Genomic DNA, 17,661 nt, shown 5'->3' with positions numbered 1-17,661 from the left:
TAGGTAGTCGGATTACAAGCGCGTCGGCTTACAGGCGGGTGCGCTCTTGCGCGATGTCATACAGGCGGTTCCACAGCAGCCGGTTGAAGCCGACCACGAACAGGCTCATCACCACAATGCCCAGCGCAATGCGCGGGAAGTCACCCTTCGATGTCATCTCGGCGATGTAGCTGCCCAGGCCCGTGGCCACCAGCGTGCGGTCGCCCCACGTGACGTATTCGGAGACGATGCTGGCGTTCCACGAACCGCCGGCAGCCGTCACCAGGCCCGTGAGCAGGTTGGGGAACACCGCCGGGATCAGGAAGCGCTTCCACAGCAGCCAGCCGCGCAGACCGAAGTTGCGCGCGGCCAGCCGCAACTCGGTCGGGATGCCCGTCGCGCCGGCAATCACGTTGAACAGGATGTACCACTGCGTGCCGAAAATCATCAGCGGAGAGAGCCAGATTTCCGGGTTGAGCGAAAAGCGCGCGATGAGCATCACCGCCAGCGGGAACATCAGGTTGGCCGGGAAGGCCGCCATGAACTGCGCCACCGGCTGCGCGATGCGCGCCACGTTCGGGTTCAGGCCGATGCGGATGCCGATCGGCACCCAGATCAGCGCGGCCAGCGCGATCAGCAGGATCACGCGCGTCATGGTCAGGAAGCCAAGCCACAGCACGTGGCCCACTTCAGCCCAGCCCACCTCGGAACGCACGAACTGCAGGATGTGCACGACGGCGGCCAATGCGGCCAGGATGATGATGACGTCGGCCACGCGGTTCCACCACGGGAAGCGCGCAAAGCCGTTGCTGTTGCTGGCCGTGGGCCGGGTGCGCTCGGCGCCCCAGGAGAGCGTGCGCTCGGCCAGCGCGGCGGTGCGCTCCAGCAGCGCCTTGACCCACTCGGAGCGGCGCAGCAAGTCCAGCAGCCACGATTGCGGCTCGCGCTCAGAGGACATCGCATCGAAGCGGAAGCGGTCTGCCCAGGCCACCAGCGGACGGAACAGCAATTGGTCGTACAGCAGAATGCCGATCAGCATCGTCAGGATCGCCCAGCCGATTGCGGCCAAGTTCTGCTGCTGGATCGCCAGCGAGATGTACGACCCGATGCCCGGCAGCTTGATGTCGTGGCCCGACACGGAAATCGCTTCCGATGCCACCACGAAGAACCAGCCGCCCGACATCGACATCATCATGTTCCACAGCAGGCCCGGCATGGCGAACGGCACTTCCAGGCGCCAGAAGCGCTGCCACTTCGACAGGCGGAACACCGTGGCCGCCTCTTCCAGGTCGGTCGGGATGGTGCGAAACGATTGGTACAGCGAGAACGCCATGTTCCACGCCTGCGACGTGAAGATGGCGAAGATGGCCGCGCATTCCACGCCCACCAGGTTGCCCGGGAACAGCGCAATGAAGCCCGTGACGGTAATCGACAGGAAACCCAGCACCGGAATCGATTGCAGGATGTCCAGCGCCGGCACCATCACCTTCTCGGCCGTGCGGTTCTTGGATGCAATGGCGGCAAACGCAAACGAGAATGCCAGCGACGCACCCAGCGCCAGCAGCATGCGGATGCTGGTGCGCAGCAGGTAGTAGGGCAGTTGCGCCACGTCCAGGCTGACGTCCAGCTGTGTCTCGCCGGGCGTGTACGGCACGTTCATCTGCTTGGCGGCAAACGCCACGAGCACGATGGCGGCCAGGATGATGGGCAGCAGCGCCAGGTCAAAGCGGTTGGGCGGCGCCGTCAGCAGGTTGCCGATGTTGACGCCAAAATTGGCACCGAAGGGGCCCCGGACGGTGGTTTCGTTGTCGTTTTGCTGCATCTTGAATGACCGGGACAAATCGCTGAACAAGTCGCGCTGACGGAAGTCACGTGGCCCGCTGTCTGGACCAAGGCGCGATACGTGGCGTGGGTGGCAGGGCGCGGCGCTTGGCACCCGGCGGCAAGCCGCCTAGTTTACCTTGCGTAACGCCCGATCTCGCCGTGCGGTTGTCAGTCTGCCTACGTCACATTCCAGAAATGTGACAGAGATGCGACAACGTTGGTTTGTCATCTTCCTTCCAACATCCTGCCCGCCGCCTGCCCTGGAGCCGCGCCATGTCCGCCATCGCACAAGTGATCGTTACCGTACAGGGCCGTGTGCAGGGCGTGGGCTATCGGGCGGCGTGTGCCGACATGGCCCGTGCACTGGGCCTGCGGGGGTGGGTGCGCAACCGTCGCGATGGGGCGGTCGAGGCCTTCCTGGCCGGCCCCGAAGCCCATGTGCTGCGCATGCGCGAATGGATGTGGGAGGGGCCCGCCGGTGCCCACGTCACCGAACTGGACGTCGCTCCGGGCACCAACGAGGCCTTGGTGCCGGGGTTCGAGATCCGACCAACGGTGTAGACCATACCGCCAGGTCCTTGCCGCGCCAGTCCCTACATCCGCAATCAACGGAAACAAACGCGACACGAAACCGTCACCTACGGCCTCGGGGCGGCTCCTAGAATCGAGCACTCCCCCAGCCCCGCCTTGGTGACCCCCATGTCGCATCCCCTTACCGTGCAACCCGGCGCCGTGCCCGCGCGCTTTCGCAACGCCGGCATTGCGCTGTTTCTGCTGATCCTGGCGGCCGGTGCCGCCTACGTGATCAGCCACCTGGTGTCCGACCTGGAAAGCGTGGCCGCCAGTTCGGTGTTTCCGTTTGTCCTGCTTGGCATTGCACTGGTGATCGCGCTGGGCTTTGAGTTCGTCAACGGCTTCCACGACACGGCCAATGCGGTGGCCACGGTCATCTATACGCATTCGCTGTCGCCGCACTTGGCGGTGGTGTGGTCGGGCCTGTGGAATTTTGCCGGGGTGCTGACCTCCAGCGGCGCGGTGGCGTTCGGCATCCTGCAACTGCTGCCGGTGGAGCTGATCCTGCAGGTGGGCAGCCATTCGGGCTTTGCGATGGTGTTTGCGCTGCTGATCGCGGCCATCATCTGGAACCTGGCGACGTGGTACCTGGGGCTGCCGTCGTCCAGCTCGCACACGCTCATCGGTTCGATCATCGGCGTGGGGCTGATGAACCAGCTCCTGCGCGGCGCCAATGGTACCAGCGGGGTGGATTGGAGCCAGGCGCTGGGGGTGGGCAAGGCCCTGCTGTTCTCGCCCATCATCGGTTTTCTGCTGGCGGCGCTGCTTCTGCTGCTGCTCAAGGCGCTGGTGCGCGTGCCGGCGCTCTATGCCGAGCCCGAGGGCAACCAGCCGCCGCCATTCTGGATTCGCGCGCTGCTCATCCTCACCTGCACGGGCGTGTCGTTCGCGCACGGCTCCAATGACGGACAGAAGGGCATGGGCCTGATCATGCTGATCCTGATCGGCACGGTGCCCACCGTCTACGCGCTCAACCGCGCCGTGACGCCGGCCGAAACGCAAACCTTCCTGGCCGTGTCGCATCAGGCTTCGGCCGCCTTCGGCAGGTACGCCAACGGTGTGGCGCCGTCGGCCAACCCGCGTGCGGATGTGCAGACCTACGTGCAGTCGCGCACGCTCACGCCAGCCACGCTGCCCGCCGTGCAGGCACTGACGGACACCATTGCCGCCCAGGTCGGCCAGACGGGCTCAATGGCCAGCGTGCCACAGAACGAGGTGGATAACGTCCGCAACAACATGTACCTGGTCTCCGAGACCATCCGCTTGCTCAAGAAGAATGGCCAACCCGCCATCAGCAAGGACGACCAAGCCATCATCGACAACTACAAACAGCAGCTCGACCACGCCACCAAGTTCATCCCCACGTGGGTGAAGGTGGCCGTGGCCATTGCGCTGGGCCTGGGCACGATGGTCGGCTGGAAGCGCATCGTCATCACGGTGGGCGAGAAGATCGGCAAGCAGCACCTGACGTACGGGCAGGGCGCCTCGGCCGAGCTGGTGGCGATGGCGACGATTGGTGCGGCCGATGCGTATGGCCTGCCGGTGTCGACCACGCATGTGCTGTCGTCGGGCGTGGCGGGCACGATGGCCGCCAACGGTTCGGGGCTGCAGTGGAATACCGTGCGCAGCCTGCTGCTGGCATGGGTGCTGACGCTGCCGGCGTCGATCGTGCTGGCCGGCGCGCTGTACTGGGTGTTCAAGGCAATCTTCTGAACCCGCACAGCGCGCGGTGATACCGGTGCCTCAATAGACGTTCGGGACGATCATCTCGTCGGGCACCGGGTGACGGATGTATTCCGCGTGGTGCACGCGCTCGGGCAGCACCACCGGCGGGTGCGGCACCGGATGATATGGCACCTGGCTGAGCAGGTGGTCGATGCAGTTCAGGCGCGCGCGCTTTTTGTCATCGGCCAGCACCACCCACCACGGCGATTCGGGAATGTGCGAACGCTCCAGCATCGCTTCCTTGGTGCGCGTGTAGTCTTCCCAGCGGCGGCGGCTTTCCAGATCCATGGGGCTCAGCTTCCACTGCTTGAGCGGATCGTCGATGCGGCTCTGGAATCGCACTTCCTGCTCTTCGTCCGTCACCGAGAACCAGTACTTGACGATCTGGATGCCGGAGCGCACGAGCATCTTTTCGAACTCGGGCACGGAGCGGAAGAACTCTTCGTATTCGTCGTCGGTGCAGAAGCCCATCACGCGCTCGACACCGGCGCGGTTGTACCAGCTGCGGTCGAACAGGACGATCTCCCCAGCGGCGGGCAGGTGCGCCACGTAGCGCTGGAAATACCACTGCGTACGTTCACGGTTGGTGGGGGCGGGCAGGGCGGCCACGCGGCACACGCGCGGGTTCAGGCGCTGGGTGATGCGCTTGATGGCGCCACCCTTGCCGGCGGCGTCGCGCCCTTCAAAGATCACCACCAGCCGGTGCCCGGTCTCGATCACCCAGTCCTGCAGCTTGACCAGCTCGCCCTGCAGGCGGAACAGCTCGCGGAAGTACATGCGTCGGGTCTCGCGAGACTCTTCGCTGATGCTCTCGCCGCCGAGCAGGTGGTCGTCGATTTCCATTTCCAGCTCCTCGTCCAGGGTGTCGAGGAGGTCTTCCTGCAGCCGCGCCTGTCGCGCTGCGTCGCGTTCGCTCATGATGTCCTGCTCCTGCCGTCCTACTGCCAACTGAATGAGGCACGCCGCCCGGGGGCGACGCATGTTCAAGCATACGCCCGAGTAGGTAGCACACCCATGTGGCATGGCAGTGACATGGGGCCGCGGTGCTTAGCTTGTCTGGGCTTCGAGCGTGAACTTGGCGGCGCTGTCCTGGCCGAGCAGGCGGACCAGCGTAGGCATGGCTTCTTCCAGCTGCGCCTTGAGTGTCCACGGCGGGTTGACGATGAACATGCCGCTGCCGTGCAAGCCCAGGCCGCCGGCCACCGGTTGCTTCACGGTGAGCGTTACGTGCAGCCAGTCGCTTCCTCCGAGCCGCTTCAACTGCGCGGGCAGTTGCACCGATTCGCGCCGTTGCACCTGCGGATACCACACCGCATACATGCCGGTGGCAAAGCGCTGCAGGCTGTCCTGCAGGGCCTGCACGGTGCGCGCGTAGTCCCGCTTGTCTTCGAACGAGGGGTCGATCAGCACTACCGCGCGGCGCGGCGGCGGGGGCAGGATCGCCTTGATGCCGGCAAAGCCGTCGCCGTCATACAGCATGACCCGGCGGCCGGCACCGCGGAAGTTGTTGGACAGCACCTTGATCTCGGTGCTGTGCAGCTCGAACAGGCGCAGGCGATCGGCATCGCGCAGCATCTGCCACGCCAGCCACGGCGATCCGGGGTAGTGCTTGAGATCGCCCTTCGGATTCAGCTCGCGCACCTGGTCGAGGTAGGCGTCAAGCAATGCGGGCATCGGCTCACCCGCGGCGGCGGCGCGCCACAGCGGGCCGATGCCGGTCTCGAACTCGGCCTTCTTCTGCGCCCACTCGTGGTCCAGCGCGTAGAGGCCGGCGCCGGAGTGCGTGTCGATGTACCAGAACGGCTTGTCCTTCTGCGTCAGGTAGTCGAGCAACTGCGTCACGACGGCGTGCTTGAGGACATCGGCATGGTTGCCGGCGTGAAAGGCGTGGCGATAACTGAGCATGGACAGGCCAAGTGCGTCAGAAAGCTCAGGCGCACGGGCGGCGGTAACAAGGGTAAGGCGCGAATGCTACCACCGCGCGGGATGTGTCCCCAGCGGCACGGCAGGCAGCGCCCAATGCGGCGGCGTGTCGGAAAGCTGGCCTGCGTGGCGTATCGCCGTCAGCGTGCCAAAGCCGGACGGCGTGGTCTCCAGATAGGCGCCGACATCTTCGTAGCGCGGGTCCGGCACATCGAAGCCATTCGCCACGCGACCGAGGCTGCGCAGCCAGCGCCCGGTCTGTGCGAGCGACACGCGTACGTGCCAGCTTCCGCCTTCGGTCATGCGGCGCGCGAGGGCGGTCATCGCACCGGCTGCCATCAGATAGCCCGCGCCATGGTCCAGTGCTTGGGCGGGTAGGGGGTGCGGCTTGTCCTTGCCCGCCGCTTCCGCTTCCGCCCAGTTGAAGCCGCTTGCGGTCTGCACAAGCGAATCAAATCCGCGCCGATTCGCCCACGGCCCCTCGTAGCCGTACGCGCACAGGCTCACGTAGACGATGCCGGGGCGCAGTGCGGCGGCCTGTTCGGGACTGAACTCCAACGCGGCCAGCCCGCCGGGGCGATAGCCCTGCACGAAGATATCGGCGTCACGCAGCAGCGCGCGTAGTTGCTCTGCACTGGCGGCGTCACGCAAATCGAGCTGCGCGGAGCGCTTGCCACGCCCGGTGTCGATCACCAGCGGCGGAATCGCGGGCAGGTGTGGTCCGGTCACCAGCAGCACATCGGCGCCATGGGCGGCCAGCGTGCGGCCGCATACCGGGCCGGCAATCACCCGCGTGAGGTCCAGCACGCGCACGCCGGACAGCGGCCTGCCATCGGCGTGGGCGGGCAGGGGCTGCGGCGGTGCGTCGCCAATGCGCTCAATGGTCATTAGCGGCTGGCCAGCCACGGCGATGCCCTGCGGATGGCGGTCCCACTCTCCAAACGTGCGCGCGGCAGTGACGACCATGCCGACCTGCGCAGCAGCTTCCTCAAACGCTTCGGCCTTCCACTGGCCCAACGCAGCGGCCACGGCATCACGGTCGTACGCGCAGCCAAGCAGCTTGAGCACGCCATCACGGTGATGCGGGAAGTTGGTGTGCAGGCGCACCCAGCGGCCATCGCCGCAGTGGTACAGCCCGGCAATCTTGTCCCACGGTTCGGGCGGCAGTTGACCGTCGATACGGAAGTAGCGCTCGGAGCGGAACTCCAGTGCGGCGTGACGCATGTCCACCGACACGGTCTGCTTGCGCCCGGTGCGCAGCGTATCCACCTGCGCGGCCGCCAACGCCGAAGCGGCGATGGCGCTCTGCGCCAGCGTGTTCACCGCAAAGGACGAAGGCAGCGCAGCGGCGCCCGTCAACGTCACGCGCGACAGCGCATCGGCGGGCTGGCCGAGCGTGCTCCACAGTTGGGCGAGGGCTTCAGTCGAGGTCGTGGTCTGCATGGAAGGATCAACCGCACCAGCAACAAGTGACGACATGACAGGACTCCGCAGAAAGAGGGTGCACGCATTACAGTCCTGCGGTGGCAATAGCGTCAACATTGACTAGACTGATCAACCTCGATCGCCCGACCACGCTTGCGATGACCCAGTACCTCGATGCCGCTGAAGCTGCGCAGCGCCTGAACATCTCGCGCCCAACACTGTACGCCTACGTGAGCCGCGGGCTGCTGGCCGCCTACCCATCGCCCGACGGTCGCGGCAGCCGCTATCGCGAAGCCGACGTGACGCGCCTGGCCGATCAGCGTGCGGGTGGCCGCCGCCCGCGCCAGGTGGTGCGCCACGCGCTGGACTGGGGCCTGCCGGTCATGGAATCGGCCATCACGCTCATCGACAACGGGCGGCTGTTCTATCGCGGCACACCGGCATTGGAGCTGGCGGAACACGCCACGCTGGAAGCCGTTGCCGCGTGGCTCTGGCAATGCGATGAAGCGGCGGCGTTTGATGCGCCTGCGCCCGTGTTGCCGAAGAGCTGGTACGCGGCGCTGGCCTCCTTGGCAGATGCCGACATCCGCCAGCGCTGCATGGCGCTGTGCACGCTCGCGCTGCCAGCGTTGGACGAAGCCGCATGGCGTCAGGACGCCGCGCGCACGGCACGCGATGCCGGTGCCCTGCTGCGCGTGGTGTTTGCCACCATGCTGGGCCGCAAGCCCGATGCCGTGCCCGTGCATCTGCAATGCCAGCAGGCCTGGAACGTCGACGCGCGCGCCGCCGAGGCCATCCGCGTCGCACTGGTGCTCTGCGCCGATCACGAACTCAATGCGTCGAGCTTTGCGGCACGTGTGGTGGCATCAACGGGGGCAAGTCTTGGTGCGGTAGTCAGCGCTGGGCTGGCTGCACTCACCGGTGGCCTGCACGGAGGCACCACGGCACGCGTGGAGGCGTTGCTGAGCGAGCTGGAAGGGGAGCGGTCGATAGGCATCGCCGTGCGCCGTCGGCTTGATCGCGGCGATGCACTGCCGGGCTTTGGCCACCCGCTGTATCGCAAGGCCGACCCACGGGCGAATGCCATTCTGGCCCAGTTGCCGATGACGGGGGCAGTGCGCAAGCGCCTGCAGTCGGTGGTCGACGCCGTGGCCGATCTGACCGGCGATGGGCCTTCTTTGGACTTTGCGTTGGTGGCCACCCGGCGTGTGCTCGGGCTGCCGGAGGGTGCGGGCTTCGGCCTGTTCGCGGCGGGACGCACGGCCGGCTGGATCGCGCACGCGCTGGAGCAGCGCACCGCGGGGCAGTTGATCCGCCCGCGCGCGGCTTACGTGGGGCCGATGCCAGCCGCGCCGGAAGCACCGGCGGGCCGCATCATTCGCATCAAGTAACGACGACCGCGACCGCGGCCTCAGGCCTGCGGAATCTCGATCTTCACTTCCAGCACTTCCAGGTTGTCCTGGCGCTCGAGGTTGACCTTGATGTCGTCGTTGCCGATCTTCACGTACTTCGAAATCACGGCCACCAGCTCGCGCTGCAGCGCGGGCAGGTAGTCAGCCGGCGCACCGCTGGCGGTGCGTTCATGGGCGAGGATGATCTGCAGGCGTTCCTTGGCGACGCTTGCAGTCTTCTTCTTTTCTCCCAGCAGGAAAGACAGAATCGACATGGGTAAGCGTCTCCTTTACTTGCCGCCGCCGCCAAACAGGCGTTGCAGAAAACCGGGCTTGTTGTATTCCACGTAGCGCAGCTCCTTCTCCTTGCCCAGGAAGCGGTCGATCACGTCGTGGTACGCATTGGCCACGTCGGTGCCTTCCAGGTGGATGGCGGGCAGGCCCTGGTTGGAGGCTTGCAGCACAGCTTCCGATTCCGGAATCACGCCGATCAGCTTGATACGCAGGATTTCCTGAATATCGGAGAGCGACAGCATCTCGCCTTCGGACACACGCTTCGGGTTGTAGCGCGTAAGCAGCAGGTGCTCCTTGATCGGCTCCTTGCTTTGCTCCGCACGGCGCGACTTCGACGACAGGATGCCCAAGATGCGGTCCGAATCACGCACCGACGACACTTCCGGGTTCGTCACGACGATGGCCTCGTCGGCAAAGTACATCGCCATCAGCGCGCCCGATTCGATACCGGCGGGCGAATCGCAGACGATGTATTCGAAGCCCATTTCCTTCAGGCCTTCGATCACCTTCTCGACGCCGTCACGCGTGAGCGCGTCTTTGTCGCGCGTTTGCGAGGCGGGGAGGATGAACAGGTTCTCGCACTTCTTGTCCTTGATGAGGGCCTGGTTCAGGTTGGCCTCACCGTGGATCACGTTGATCAGGTCATACACCACGCGACGCTCGCAACCCATGATGAGGTCGAGGTTGCGCAGGCCGACGTCGAAGTCGATGACGGCGGTCTTGTGGCCGCGCAGCGCGAGGCCCGCGGAAAACGCCGCGCTGGTGGTCGTCTTGCCGACGCCGCCCTTGCCGGAAGTGACTACGATGATCTTGGTCATGGCTCGTATATCTGTAGGTTAAATCGCTCGGCGCACAGGGTGCGTCACTTCATCCGCAACGGTTCAAAAACCAGCGTGTTGTCCGTAAGCCGGACCTGCGCAGGCTTGCTGGCGTAGGCGTCCGGCCACGGGGTTTCGCCGGTGCGGTAGATGCCGGCGATGGAAATCAATTGGGGCTCCAGGCACGTGCAGAAGATGCGTGCATCCAGGTTGCCCTTGACGCCTGCCAGCGCACGACCGCGCAGCGAGGCATACACGTAGATGTTGCCCTCGGCGATCACCTCGGCGCCGTCGCTCACGATGTCCAGCACCACCAGGTCGCCACGCGCATAGATGCGCTGGCCGGAACGCAGCGGGCGGTCAATGACCATCGTGCCGGGCTGCATGGCCACGGCATCGACGGGGGGAGCGGAAGGGGCGGGGGCTGCGGCCTCAGGCGACGGCACTTCGGCGGCTTGGGCATGCTCGGGCGCGTCCTGGCCATCCTTCGCATCCTTTTCGCCGCGCGGGCGACGGCTGTGGCTGTCGAGCAGCGGCAAGCCAAAGGCCTGTGCCCAGTCGGCCTGCTCGGGGCTGGCCACCACACCGATCGCGCGGGCGCGCAACGTGGTGAGGGTCTCCACCAGACGGTCGATGGGGAGGCGTTCGTCCTCGGCCAGGCGGCGCACGTCGATGGCGATCACGTCGTTGGAGAAGAACTCCGGCGTGTCGGCAAAGCGTCGCGTGAGCTCGGCGGCCAGGGCGTCCATGTCGGCGGTGCGCGGCGACAGCAGCAGGGCATCGACGGAGCCGCTGCGGATCTCGAACAGCGGCACTTTCTTCTGGGACATAGAACGGCTACGCGGAAAAATGGGCTCATTCTAACGTTGTTGACGAAACGTCCCGAAATTTTTGACCCCGCCGATCCCCCATCCGGCGGAGATCCGCAGCTGGCGCATGTCTTCGGCCGTAAGGTTCACGCTGATTTGTCACCTGCCGGTCACAGCTTCGTCACGCACCCTTCCGATACTCCCTGGCTTCGAGAGCCCGACCAGCCCCCCGGCCCAGTCAGCAGTTCTCTCGCTTGCTTTCGTTTGTCACGCAAACGATCGCGTACGCGCCTCTAGCTGTTCCTCAAGCAGTCCGTAGTCCGCTGTTCGCAGTTCGCATACCAAAAAAGAACCTTCAGGGAGAAGTTCATGCGAGTCCGACCGTTGTACTCGGCGGCGTTGCCGCTTGCTGCGTTGTTATCGCTGTCACTGGCTGCCTGCGGTGGCGGTGACGATAACCCCACCAACAACGCCGGCACTGGTGGCAACCCCACGCCGGCCGCCGCTGCACCCACCGGCACCAAGGCCACGCTGGCCGTGCTGGAAACCACCGACCTGCACACCAACGTGCTGTCGTACGACTACTTCAAGCTGGCCGCTGACAGCTCGCTCGGTTTCGAGCGCGTGTCGACGCTCATCAGCCAAGCACGGTCGCAGTATCCGAACACGCTGCTGCTGGACAACGGCGACACCATCCAGGGCACCGCGCTGTCGGACTACCAGGCCATGGTGAGCCCCGTCACGTGCGGCCAGACGCTGGCGATCTACAAGGTGATGAACGCCGCCAAGTACGACGGTGGCGGCATCGGCAACCACGAGTTCAACTACGGCTTGCCGTACCTGTCGCAGGTCACGGGCAATACGTTCAACGTGACCGGCATGCCGGACCCGTCTGCGCAGACCAAATGCGCGGGCCCGAACTTCCCGCAAGTGCTGGCCAACGTGATGAGCGCGAAGACCAACGCGCCGCTGTTCCAGCCGTACACCATCATCACCAAGACGGTGACGGCCACGGCGCCGGACGGCAGCACTGTCAGCGCGCCGGTCAAGGTCGGCATCATCAGCTTCACGCCGCCTGCCATCACGAGTTGGGACAAACGCTGGCTCGACGGCAAGGTCTACACCGTCGGCATCAAGGAAACCGCCGCCAAGTACATCCCCGAGATGCGCGCGAAGGGTGCCGACCTGGTGGTCGCCATCTCGCACGGCGGGCTGGACAACTCGGCCTATTCGCCGACGATGGAAAACGGCAGCTGGTGGCTGTCGACCGTGCCGGGCATCGATGCGATGCTGATCGGCCACTCGCACCAGCTCTTCCCGGATGCAAAGAGCACGGTCTATCAGTTCAACCTGCCGGGTGTGGACAAAGCAGCCGGCACCGTGAACGGCGTGCCGACGGTGATGGCCAACTACTGGGGCAAGCACCTGGGCGTGATCAAGCTGAGCCTCTCGTATAACGGCACGAACTGGGTCGTCGACAAGACGCAGACCACGGTGGAAGCGCGTTCGATCCAGAACGCCGACAAGACCTACGTGGCTGCTGACCCGGCCGTCTCCGCTGCGATTGCCACCGAACACCAGGCAACGATCAACTACGTGAAGACGCCGGTGGGCAGCACCGACTTCAACATGAACACGTACTTTGCCGATGTGGGTGACCCGGGCGCGATCGAGATCGTCAACCAGGCGCAGGCCAAGTATGTGTCGGACTACGTCCAGGCCAACCTGCCGCAGTACGCTTCGCTGCCGGTGCTGTCGGTCAGCGCGCCGTTCAAGAGCGGCTTTGGTGGCGGCACGGACTTCACCGATGTGGCAGCCGGCCCGCTGGCGATCAACAACGCAGCCGACCTGTACCTGTACCCGAACACGGTCTATGCCGTGAAGGTGGCAGGCGCCGACATCAAGAACTGGCTGGAAACGGCGGCGAAGCGTTTTAACACCATCGACCCGACACAAGCGACGGTGCAGAAACTGGTGAGCACGTTCCCGGGCTACAACTTCGACATGTTTACCGACCCGAACCTGACGTACGAGATTGACGTTACGCAACCGCTCGGCAGCCGCATCAAGAATCTGCAGTACAAGGGGGCGCCGATCGATCCGGCAGGTCAGTTCATCGTGGCCACCAACAACTACCGCGCAAGCGGCGGCGGCAACTTCCCCGGTCTGGATGGCAGCAAGACCATCTATGCATCACCGGATGCCAACCGCGATGTGCTGATCAGCTACATCAAGAAGATCGGCAGCGTGCAGCGTGCAACCAATGGCTCGCAACGCAGCTGGCGCTTCACGAAACTAGCGACGTCGTCCGCAACGGTGGTGTTCTCGTCGGCAGCCGGCAAGCTGACGTCTGCCGCCGCCGCAAACATCAACGGCATCACGCTGTATCAGGCAGATGACGGCACCAACAAGGGTCTGTCGCTGTACCAGATCGATCTGACGCAATAAGCAGGAGCCAACCATGCCTTCTCTTCGTTCCGCATGGGCTGGTGCACCGGCCATCGAAACCCCGCGCCAGTCGGTGCCGATGCTCACGGTGGCCGCCGCGTTGGCGATCATCGTGGCCTTGGGCGGTTGGCTGTCGCACGCGCGACAGGCACCCACCGTTGACGCCACGCAACTGGAATCGTGGCGCGCGATGGTCGTGCAGGCGATGGAGCCCGAAGCACTGCGTCAGTTGCGGCAGTTGGCGCGCAGTGGTTCGGTGCCGGCGCAGTCGGCGCTGGGTGAAGCGTTGCTCAGCGCGCACGACGGCTCGTTGCGTAACGAAGGGATGCGCTGGCTAGAGACAGCGGCGCAACCGGCCAATGGTGTCCCCGGTGATGTGTATGCGCAGCTCTCGCTTGGCAAGGCGCTGCTGCTGGGCACGGGGGGCGTGGCGCGTGACTATCCACGCGCGCTCCGCCTTCTGCGCCAGGCTGCAGACAAGGGCGATGCTGCTGCCGCGTACTACCTCGGCGTGATGTATCGCAGTGGTTACGGCACGGGCATCGACACAGTGCAGGCGGCGCATTGGTTTGACCGCGCCGCGCAGCACGGCATTCCGGGCGCGATGTTCATGCTGGCCAATGCCTACCGGGACGGCGATGGCGTGCCGCACGATGAAGCCCGTGCCCTGGCGTTGTATCAGGACGCTGCCGAGCACGAATTGCCCGAAGCCGTGCAAGCCCTGGCGATGGCGTATCAGAACGGTGAGCTCGGCCTCAAGCGCGATGACGCCGCGTATCACCAGCAGTGGATCGAAACGGCGCACGCGCTCAAGCACCCGGCGTTGGCGCCGTAACAACGCCGTATCGTTGTCTCAGTAAAGCCCGCGGGTCTGGGCGTGCAAGCGCACCAGACCCAGCAGGGCATCGATCTGCGGTGTCGGCACACCCACATGCTGGCCGATCTCCCGCACCGATGCCACCAGTGCATCGATCTCCAGCGGGCCACGTCCAGCCTCCGCATCCTGCAGCATCGACGTCTTGAACGCACCTAGTTGGCGCGTCACTGCGCTGCGCTCTTCACCACTTTGTGCGATGGGACAGCCGATGCGCGCACCAATCGCCTTCGCTTCTTCCATCACGGCCAGACAGAACGCTGAGACCAGCGGATCGTCGAGCATGCGATCGCACGTGGCACCGGTCAGCACCGACACCGGGTTCATCGTCATGTTGCCCCACAGCTTGAACCAGATGTCGCGCTGGATGGCGTCGCTACGCTCGATCTGCAGGCCGGCGCGTTCGAACAGCGTGCCGATCGTTTCCAGCCGCAATGACGATCCACCCGCCGGCTCACCCAGAATCAATCGCTTGCCGAACCCATGACGTACATGGCCCGGTGCAGACGTTGAACACGTCAGATGCACGACGCAGCCGAGCACGTTCCTTGTCGGAATCGCTTCGGCAATCCGGCCGTGCGGATCAACCGACTGCAAGCGCAGCCCTTCCAGCGGACCGGGTCGATCGAAGAACCACCACGGCACGCCGTTCATGGCCACCACCACGCAGGTATCCGGGCCGATGAGGGGTCCGATGGTTTGCGCGACGCTTTCCATGGCAGGCGCCTTGACGGCAACGATCACGACGTCCTGCACACCGAGCGCCGTCGCCTCGTTGTTCGCCTGAACGGGGGCGGTGCGTGTGATGCCGTCCTCCGTCAATCGCAGGCCTTCGGTCTGCAACGCCTGCAGCGTCGCGCCGCGTGCCAGCACGCTGATGGATTCGCCCGCCAGCGCGAGCTTCGCGCCCAGATACCCGCCGACAGCGCCGGCGCCCACGATGCAGATGCGTGTCATGTGCTTGGAAGAGGGGAAAAGAATCAGGAACGGTAGGACGGGTCGATGCGATCAATGGTGCGGGTGAGTGCCGCAAACACGTCTTCGCCCGCGCCGAAGTTCGGGTTGAACTGCAAGGAGTCGCGCGTGCAATTGCGCGCAATCGCCTCGGGAATCTCCAGAACAGGGCCCATCGATGTGGAAGCCAGTTGGATCTCGCAAGCGCGGTTGAGCAGCCACAGCACGGCAAACGCCCGCGCAATCGAATCGCCCCACGCAAGCAGGCCGTGGTTGCGCAGGATCACCGCAGGCTTGTCGCCGATGTTCTGCACCAGGCGCGGGCCTTCATCGGCATGCACAGTGATGCCCTCGAAGTCGTGGTACGCCACCTTGCCGTGTAATTGCGCAGCGTAGAAGTTGCTGATCGACAGGCCGTCACGTGCGCAGGCCACGGCCATGCCAGCGGTGGTGTGCGTGTGCATGACGCAATGCGCGCCCGGAATACCGGCATGGATGGCCGCATGCACCGTAAAGCCAGCCGGATTGACCGGCCAGTCGGGCTGACCCGCTGCGCGCTGCGCGTTGCCTTGCAGATCGATCTTCACGAGATTCGATGCGCAAACCTCGGCATACGTCAGGCCGAACGGGTTGATGAGGAAATGCGGGCCGCCATCCTCGCTGGTGCCGTCTTCAAGCGGCAGGCGCAGGGTGATGTGGTTGTAGATCAGCTCGGTCCAGCCGAGGTGAGCAAAGATGCGGTAGCACGCTGCCAGCTTCACGCGTGCGACCCATTCACGCGGGCCGCACCAGGCGGGGCGATGGGCCTGGATGTCCGATCCGGCATCGGGATTCAGCGAAAGCACCGTCATGACCTGTCTCCTGGTCGTGGCGCTGGTCGGATTGCCGGCGCCTGGTTGCTTCACATGTTAATTAATTTGTGGCAAACGTCAAATCCCCTACCGCTCACTGCTAAGGCAGTTGATTGCGCAGGACCACCATCCACTGCATGACCGAGTTTGTGTAAGGGTCCACCTGATTGGCGTCGTTCAACTCGGTGATGCTCATGGAGGCGGATTGCTGCACATTGCCGCCAATCGACTTGACCTCGTGGCGAACCGGATCCAGCTCGACGACCAGATCGCAGTGCATGGGGGTCATACCCGAGCGAATCTCTGCCGGATCCGTCATGAAGCGGTCAGCGCCACGTGCGGTGCAGATCAGGTCGCCAGGGCGCGGTACGGCGGGTGTGCGTTCGAGTACGAAGGCGGGATGCCGGAGCAGGTGGTCGCGCGCGTCGGTCACGTATTCGGCGTGAGTAGCACCTGTGAGGAACTGGTTGTTCTGCAGACCCGCCTTGCGCATGATCCACGAGATGAACACCGCAGACCACGCCCACCCGCCGGTGGTCAGTTGCTGGCAGGTCGGTGTCTTGCCGACGATGGCCCAATAGCGCTTGGCCAGCACGCAGCCACGCGCAGTTGCCTCACCACCGGTGCCATCGGGATAGCGCAGGCACGGTATGGGTGACGGGGCGACAGCGGCGGTAGCTTGCGGCTTCGATAGCGGCGGCCTACCGGTGCCGGCCTCTTCATCGGACGGTACAGGCGTTGGATCGTCCTGCGTCAGCCAGTGACCTTGCGGTTGATCAGGAAAACCGCCTCCCGTCACGCAATACGTATCGTCACGCCCCACACGCACCACCTGACGGCCCCAGCGATCCCATTCGGTCAGCGCAATCTCAATCATCTTCTGGCGCGATGTGGCACCGGGCGTCGTCTGCACGACTTCGTTGTCGGGTAGCGGTTCGGCTTGCGGACGCGCAGGCGGTGTCGTACAGCCGGCAATCCAGACGACGGGGGCAGCGAGAAGAATCGGAAGCGCGATGCGCAGAACGCGCTGGAAGGGGCGGAGCATGTGTGGGAGGGGCAGATCAGGCCTGACGGGGAGACAGGCCCTCCGACGTGGTACGCCAGCGCTGCGGGCTGGTCACGCATGCATTGGCATGCCACGTCGTTGGCGGGAAACCAGACAGGCTGGTTCACACGCCAAGGTCGTCATCGCATTAGGCGCGATTACGCATTTACGGCGTCCTTGAACTTCTGGCCGGCCTTGAACTTGACGGTCTTGGCAGCTTCCACCTTGATTTCTTCGCCGGTGCGCGGGTTGCGAGCCATACGCTCGGCACGCTCGCCCTGGCTGAAGGTACCAAAGCCGATCAGGCTGACCGCATCGCCCTTGCCAACGGATTCCATGATGGCCGCGAGCGTCACGTTCAGTGCCTGCTCTGCCTTGGCCTTGGTCAGACCGTCTACGCCGCTGGCGATGGCGTCGATCAGTTCGGTTTTCGTCATTGCTTGACTCCCTTCAAGAGTAGATAAAACACACATCGGAGCCTCCGGGGGGCGGCTCCAAGGGCGACATGATACCGGCATGCGCTTGCCGCCGGCATGTGAGCTTTGTAACGGCACATGCCACGCAGGTTCCGTAAACCCGCATGGTGCCTGCCTTGCGAGGCGGGGCCATCACACTAGGATCGACACATTGCGTTTTGCTTTGGGACTGGTTTGCTCGTCGTTGATAGGAGCGACGTACGTCGATCGATGGGTTTACCTTTTTCTTTATGTATACAGATAGTAGTAGTA

General features: G+C 64.7%; 16 protein-coding genes. 5 read left to right on the top strand and 11 right to left on the bottom strand.

Going from position 1 to position 17,661, the window contains the following annotated elements:
* Window positions 1-28: 28 nt before the first annotated feature.
* Window positions 29-1,801, bottom strand: coding sequence for an ABC transporter permease subunit (locus tag V6657_RS16970; RefSeq protein WP_048935717.1), 1,773 nt, complete (start codon window positions 1,799-1,801; stop codon window positions 29-31).
* Between the two features lie 275 nt (window positions 1,802-2,076).
* Between V6657_RS16970 and V6657_RS16965 the strand changes: the two genes are divergently transcribed.
* The gene (locus tag V6657_RS16965) at window positions 2,077-2,364 is read left to right on the top strand and encodes an acylphosphatase (protein ID WP_048935716.1); all 288 of its coding nucleotides are present in this window, start codon (window positions 2,077-2,079) and stop codon (window positions 2,362-2,364) included.
* Between the two features lie 138 nt (window positions 2,365-2,502).
* Window positions 2,503-4,089, top strand: coding sequence for an inorganic phosphate transporter (locus V6657_RS16960; RefSeq protein WP_048935715.1), 1,587 nt, complete (start codon window positions 2,503-2,505; stop codon window positions 4,087-4,089).
* Window positions 4,090-4,119: 30 nt separating this feature from the next.
* Here V6657_RS16960 and ppk2 read toward each other — a convergent pair whose 3' ends face one another.
* The 3 genes from ppk2 to V6657_RS16945 form a co-directional block, all read right to left on the bottom strand.
* Entirely contained in the window at window positions 4,120-5,019 is a 900-nt protein-coding gene (ppk2, locus tag V6657_RS16955; protein WP_048935714.1) for a polyphosphate kinase 2, read from the bottom strand.
* A 129-nt stretch (window positions 5,020-5,148) separates the two neighbouring features.
* On the bottom strand, window positions 5,149-6,006 hold the full coding sequence (locus V6657_RS16950; RefSeq protein ID WP_048935713.1) for a 23S rRNA (adenine(2030)-N(6))-methyltransferase RlmJ: 858 nt from the start codon (window positions 6,004-6,006) through the stop codon (window positions 5,149-5,151).
* 66 nt (window positions 6,007-6,072) lie between these two features.
* Window positions 6,073-7,467 carry a CoA transferase gene (locus tag V6657_RS16945; RefSeq protein ID WP_248694762.1) on the bottom strand — a complete coding sequence of 465 codons (1,395 nt, stop codon included), beginning with the start codon at window positions 7,465-7,467 and terminating at the stop codon, window positions 6,073-6,075.
* Window positions 7,468-7,607: 140 nt separating this feature from the next.
* Here V6657_RS16945 and V6657_RS16940 point away from each other — a divergent pair, with 140 nt between their 5' ends.
* Entirely contained in the window at window positions 7,608-8,840 is a 1,233-nt protein-coding gene (locus V6657_RS16940; protein WP_048935711.1) for a citrate synthase family protein, read from the top strand.
* Window positions 8,841-8,860: 20 nt separating this feature from the next.
* Here V6657_RS16940 and minE read toward each other — a convergent pair whose 3' ends face one another.
* The 3 genes from minE to minC are packed head-to-tail and all read right to left on the bottom strand — an operon-like array spanning window position 8,861 to window position 10,782.
* On the bottom strand, window positions 8,861-9,115 hold the full coding sequence (gene minE / locus V6657_RS16935) for a cell division topological specificity factor MinE (protein ID WP_004628536.1): 255 nt from the start codon (window positions 9,113-9,115) through the stop codon (window positions 8,861-8,863).
* 15 nt (window positions 9,116-9,130) lie between these two features.
* On the bottom strand, window positions 9,131-9,952 hold the full coding sequence (minD, locus tag V6657_RS16930) for a septum site-determining protein MinD (protein WP_137884936.1): 822 nt from the start codon (window positions 9,950-9,952) through the stop codon (window positions 9,131-9,133).
* Window positions 9,953-9,996: 44 nt separating this feature from the next.
* On the bottom strand, window positions 9,997-10,782 hold the full coding sequence (minC, locus tag V6657_RS16925) for a septum site-determining protein MinC (protein ID WP_048935709.1): 786 nt from the start codon (window positions 10,780-10,782) through the stop codon (window positions 9,997-9,999).
* A gap of 348 nt (window positions 10,783-11,130) precedes the next feature.
* Between minC and V6657_RS16920 the strand changes: the two genes are divergently transcribed.
* Together V6657_RS16920 and V6657_RS16915 are read left to right on the top strand one after the other, a co-directional pair.
* Window positions 11,131-13,209: a bifunctional 2',3'-cyclic-nucleotide 2'-phosphodiesterase/3'-nucleotidase gene (locus tag V6657_RS16920; RefSeq protein ID WP_048935708.1), complete on the top strand. Its 2,079-nt coding sequence runs from the start codon at window positions 11,131-11,133 to the stop codon at window positions 13,207-13,209.
* 13 nt (window positions 13,210-13,222) lie between these two features.
* Window positions 13,223-14,044: a tetratricopeptide repeat protein gene (locus V6657_RS16915; protein WP_048935707.1), complete on the top strand. Its 822-nt coding sequence runs from the start codon at window positions 13,223-13,225 to the stop codon at window positions 14,042-14,044.
* 18 nt (window positions 14,045-14,062) lie between these two features.
* Here V6657_RS16915 and V6657_RS16910 read toward each other — a convergent pair whose 3' ends face one another.
* The 4 genes from V6657_RS16910 to V6657_RS16895 form a co-directional block, all read right to left on the bottom strand.
* Window positions 14,063-15,040 carry a 2-dehydropantoate 2-reductase gene (locus V6657_RS16910; RefSeq protein WP_048935706.1) on the bottom strand — a complete coding sequence of 326 codons (978 nt, stop codon included), beginning with the start codon at window positions 15,038-15,040 and terminating at the stop codon, window positions 14,063-14,065.
* Window positions 15,041-15,063: 23 nt separating this feature from the next.
* Window positions 15,064-15,888, bottom strand: coding sequence for a class II aldolase/adducin family protein (locus V6657_RS16905; RefSeq protein WP_048935705.1), 825 nt, complete (start codon window positions 15,886-15,888; stop codon window positions 15,064-15,066).
* Between the two features lie 100 nt (window positions 15,889-15,988).
* Window positions 15,989-16,933, bottom strand: a complete 945-nt coding sequence (locus tag V6657_RS16900) for a DUF2272 domain-containing protein (RefSeq protein WP_048935704.1) — start codon at window positions 16,931-16,933, stop codon at window positions 15,989-15,991.
* A 158-nt stretch (window positions 16,934-17,091) separates the two neighbouring features.
* Entirely contained in the window at window positions 17,092-17,370 is a 279-nt protein-coding gene (locus tag V6657_RS16895; protein ID WP_021197116.1) for an HU family DNA-binding protein, read from the bottom strand.
* Between the last annotated feature and the right edge of the window lie 291 nt (window positions 17,371-17,661).

It is taken from the genome of Ralstonia sp. RRA, assembly GCF_037023145.1.
Classification (GTDB): domain Bacteria; phylum Pseudomonadota; class Gammaproteobacteria; order Burkholderiales; family Burkholderiaceae; genus Ralstonia.
This window is presented reverse-complemented; position numbering and strand designations above follow the sequence as displayed.

What these genes read in the sequence shown, in the direction of transcription:
- V6657_RS16970 (WP_048935717.1), bottom strand. Translation starts at nt 1,801, where the DNA reads ATGCAGCAAAACGACAACGAAACCACCGTCCGGGGCCCCTTCGGTGCC.
- V6657_RS16965 (WP_048935716.1), top strand. Translation starts at nt 2,077, where the DNA reads ATGTCCGCCATCGCACAAGTGATCGTTACCGTACAGGGCCGTGTGCAG.
- V6657_RS16960 (WP_048935715.1), top strand. Translation starts at nt 2,503, where the DNA reads ATGTCGCATCCCCTTACCGTGCAACCCGGCGCCGTGCCCGCGCGCTTT.
- ppk2 (WP_048935714.1), bottom strand. Translation starts at nt 5,019, where the DNA reads ATGAGCGAACGCGACGCAGCGCGACAGGCGCGGCTGCAGGAAGACCTC.
- V6657_RS16950 (WP_048935713.1), bottom strand. Translation starts at nt 6,006, where the DNA reads ATGCTCAGTTATCGCCACGCCTTTCACGCCGGCAACCATGCCGATGTC.
- V6657_RS16945 (WP_248694762.1), bottom strand. Translation starts at nt 7,467, where the DNA reads ATGCAGACCACGACCTCGACTGAAGCCCTCGCCCAACTGTGGAGCACG.
- V6657_RS16940 (WP_048935711.1), top strand. Translation starts at nt 7,608, where the DNA reads ATGACCCAGTACCTCGATGCCGCTGAAGCTGCGCAGCGCCTGAACATC.
- minE (WP_004628536.1), bottom strand. Translation starts at nt 9,115, where the DNA reads ATGTCGATTCTGTCTTTCCTGCTGGGAGAAAAGAAGAAGACTGCAAGC.
- minD (WP_137884936.1), bottom strand. Translation starts at nt 9,952, where the DNA reads ATGACCAAGATCATCGTAGTCACTTCCGGCAAGGGCGGCGTCGGCAAG.
- minC (WP_048935709.1), bottom strand. Translation starts at nt 10,782, where the DNA reads ATGTCCCAGAAGAAAGTGCCGCTGTTCGAGATCCGCAGCGGCTCCGTC.
- V6657_RS16920 (WP_048935708.1), top strand. Translation starts at nt 11,131, where the DNA reads ATGCGAGTCCGACCGTTGTACTCGGCGGCGTTGCCGCTTGCTGCGTTG.
- V6657_RS16915 (WP_048935707.1), top strand. Translation starts at nt 13,223, where the DNA reads ATGCCTTCTCTTCGTTCCGCATGGGCTGGTGCACCGGCCATCGAAACC.
- V6657_RS16910 (WP_048935706.1), bottom strand. Translation starts at nt 15,040, where the DNA reads ATGACACGCATCTGCATCGTGGGCGCCGGCGCTGTCGGCGGGTATCTG.
- V6657_RS16905 (WP_048935705.1), bottom strand. Translation starts at nt 15,888, where the DNA reads ATGACGGTGCTTTCGCTGAATCCCGATGCCGGATCGGACATCCAGGCC.
- V6657_RS16900 (WP_048935704.1), bottom strand. Translation starts at nt 16,933, where the DNA reads ATGCTCCGCCCCTTCCAGCGCGTTCTGCGCATCGCGCTTCCGATTCTT.
- V6657_RS16895 (WP_021197116.1), bottom strand. Translation starts at nt 17,370, where the DNA reads ATGACGAAAACCGAACTGATCGACGCCATCGCCAGCGGCGTAGACGGT.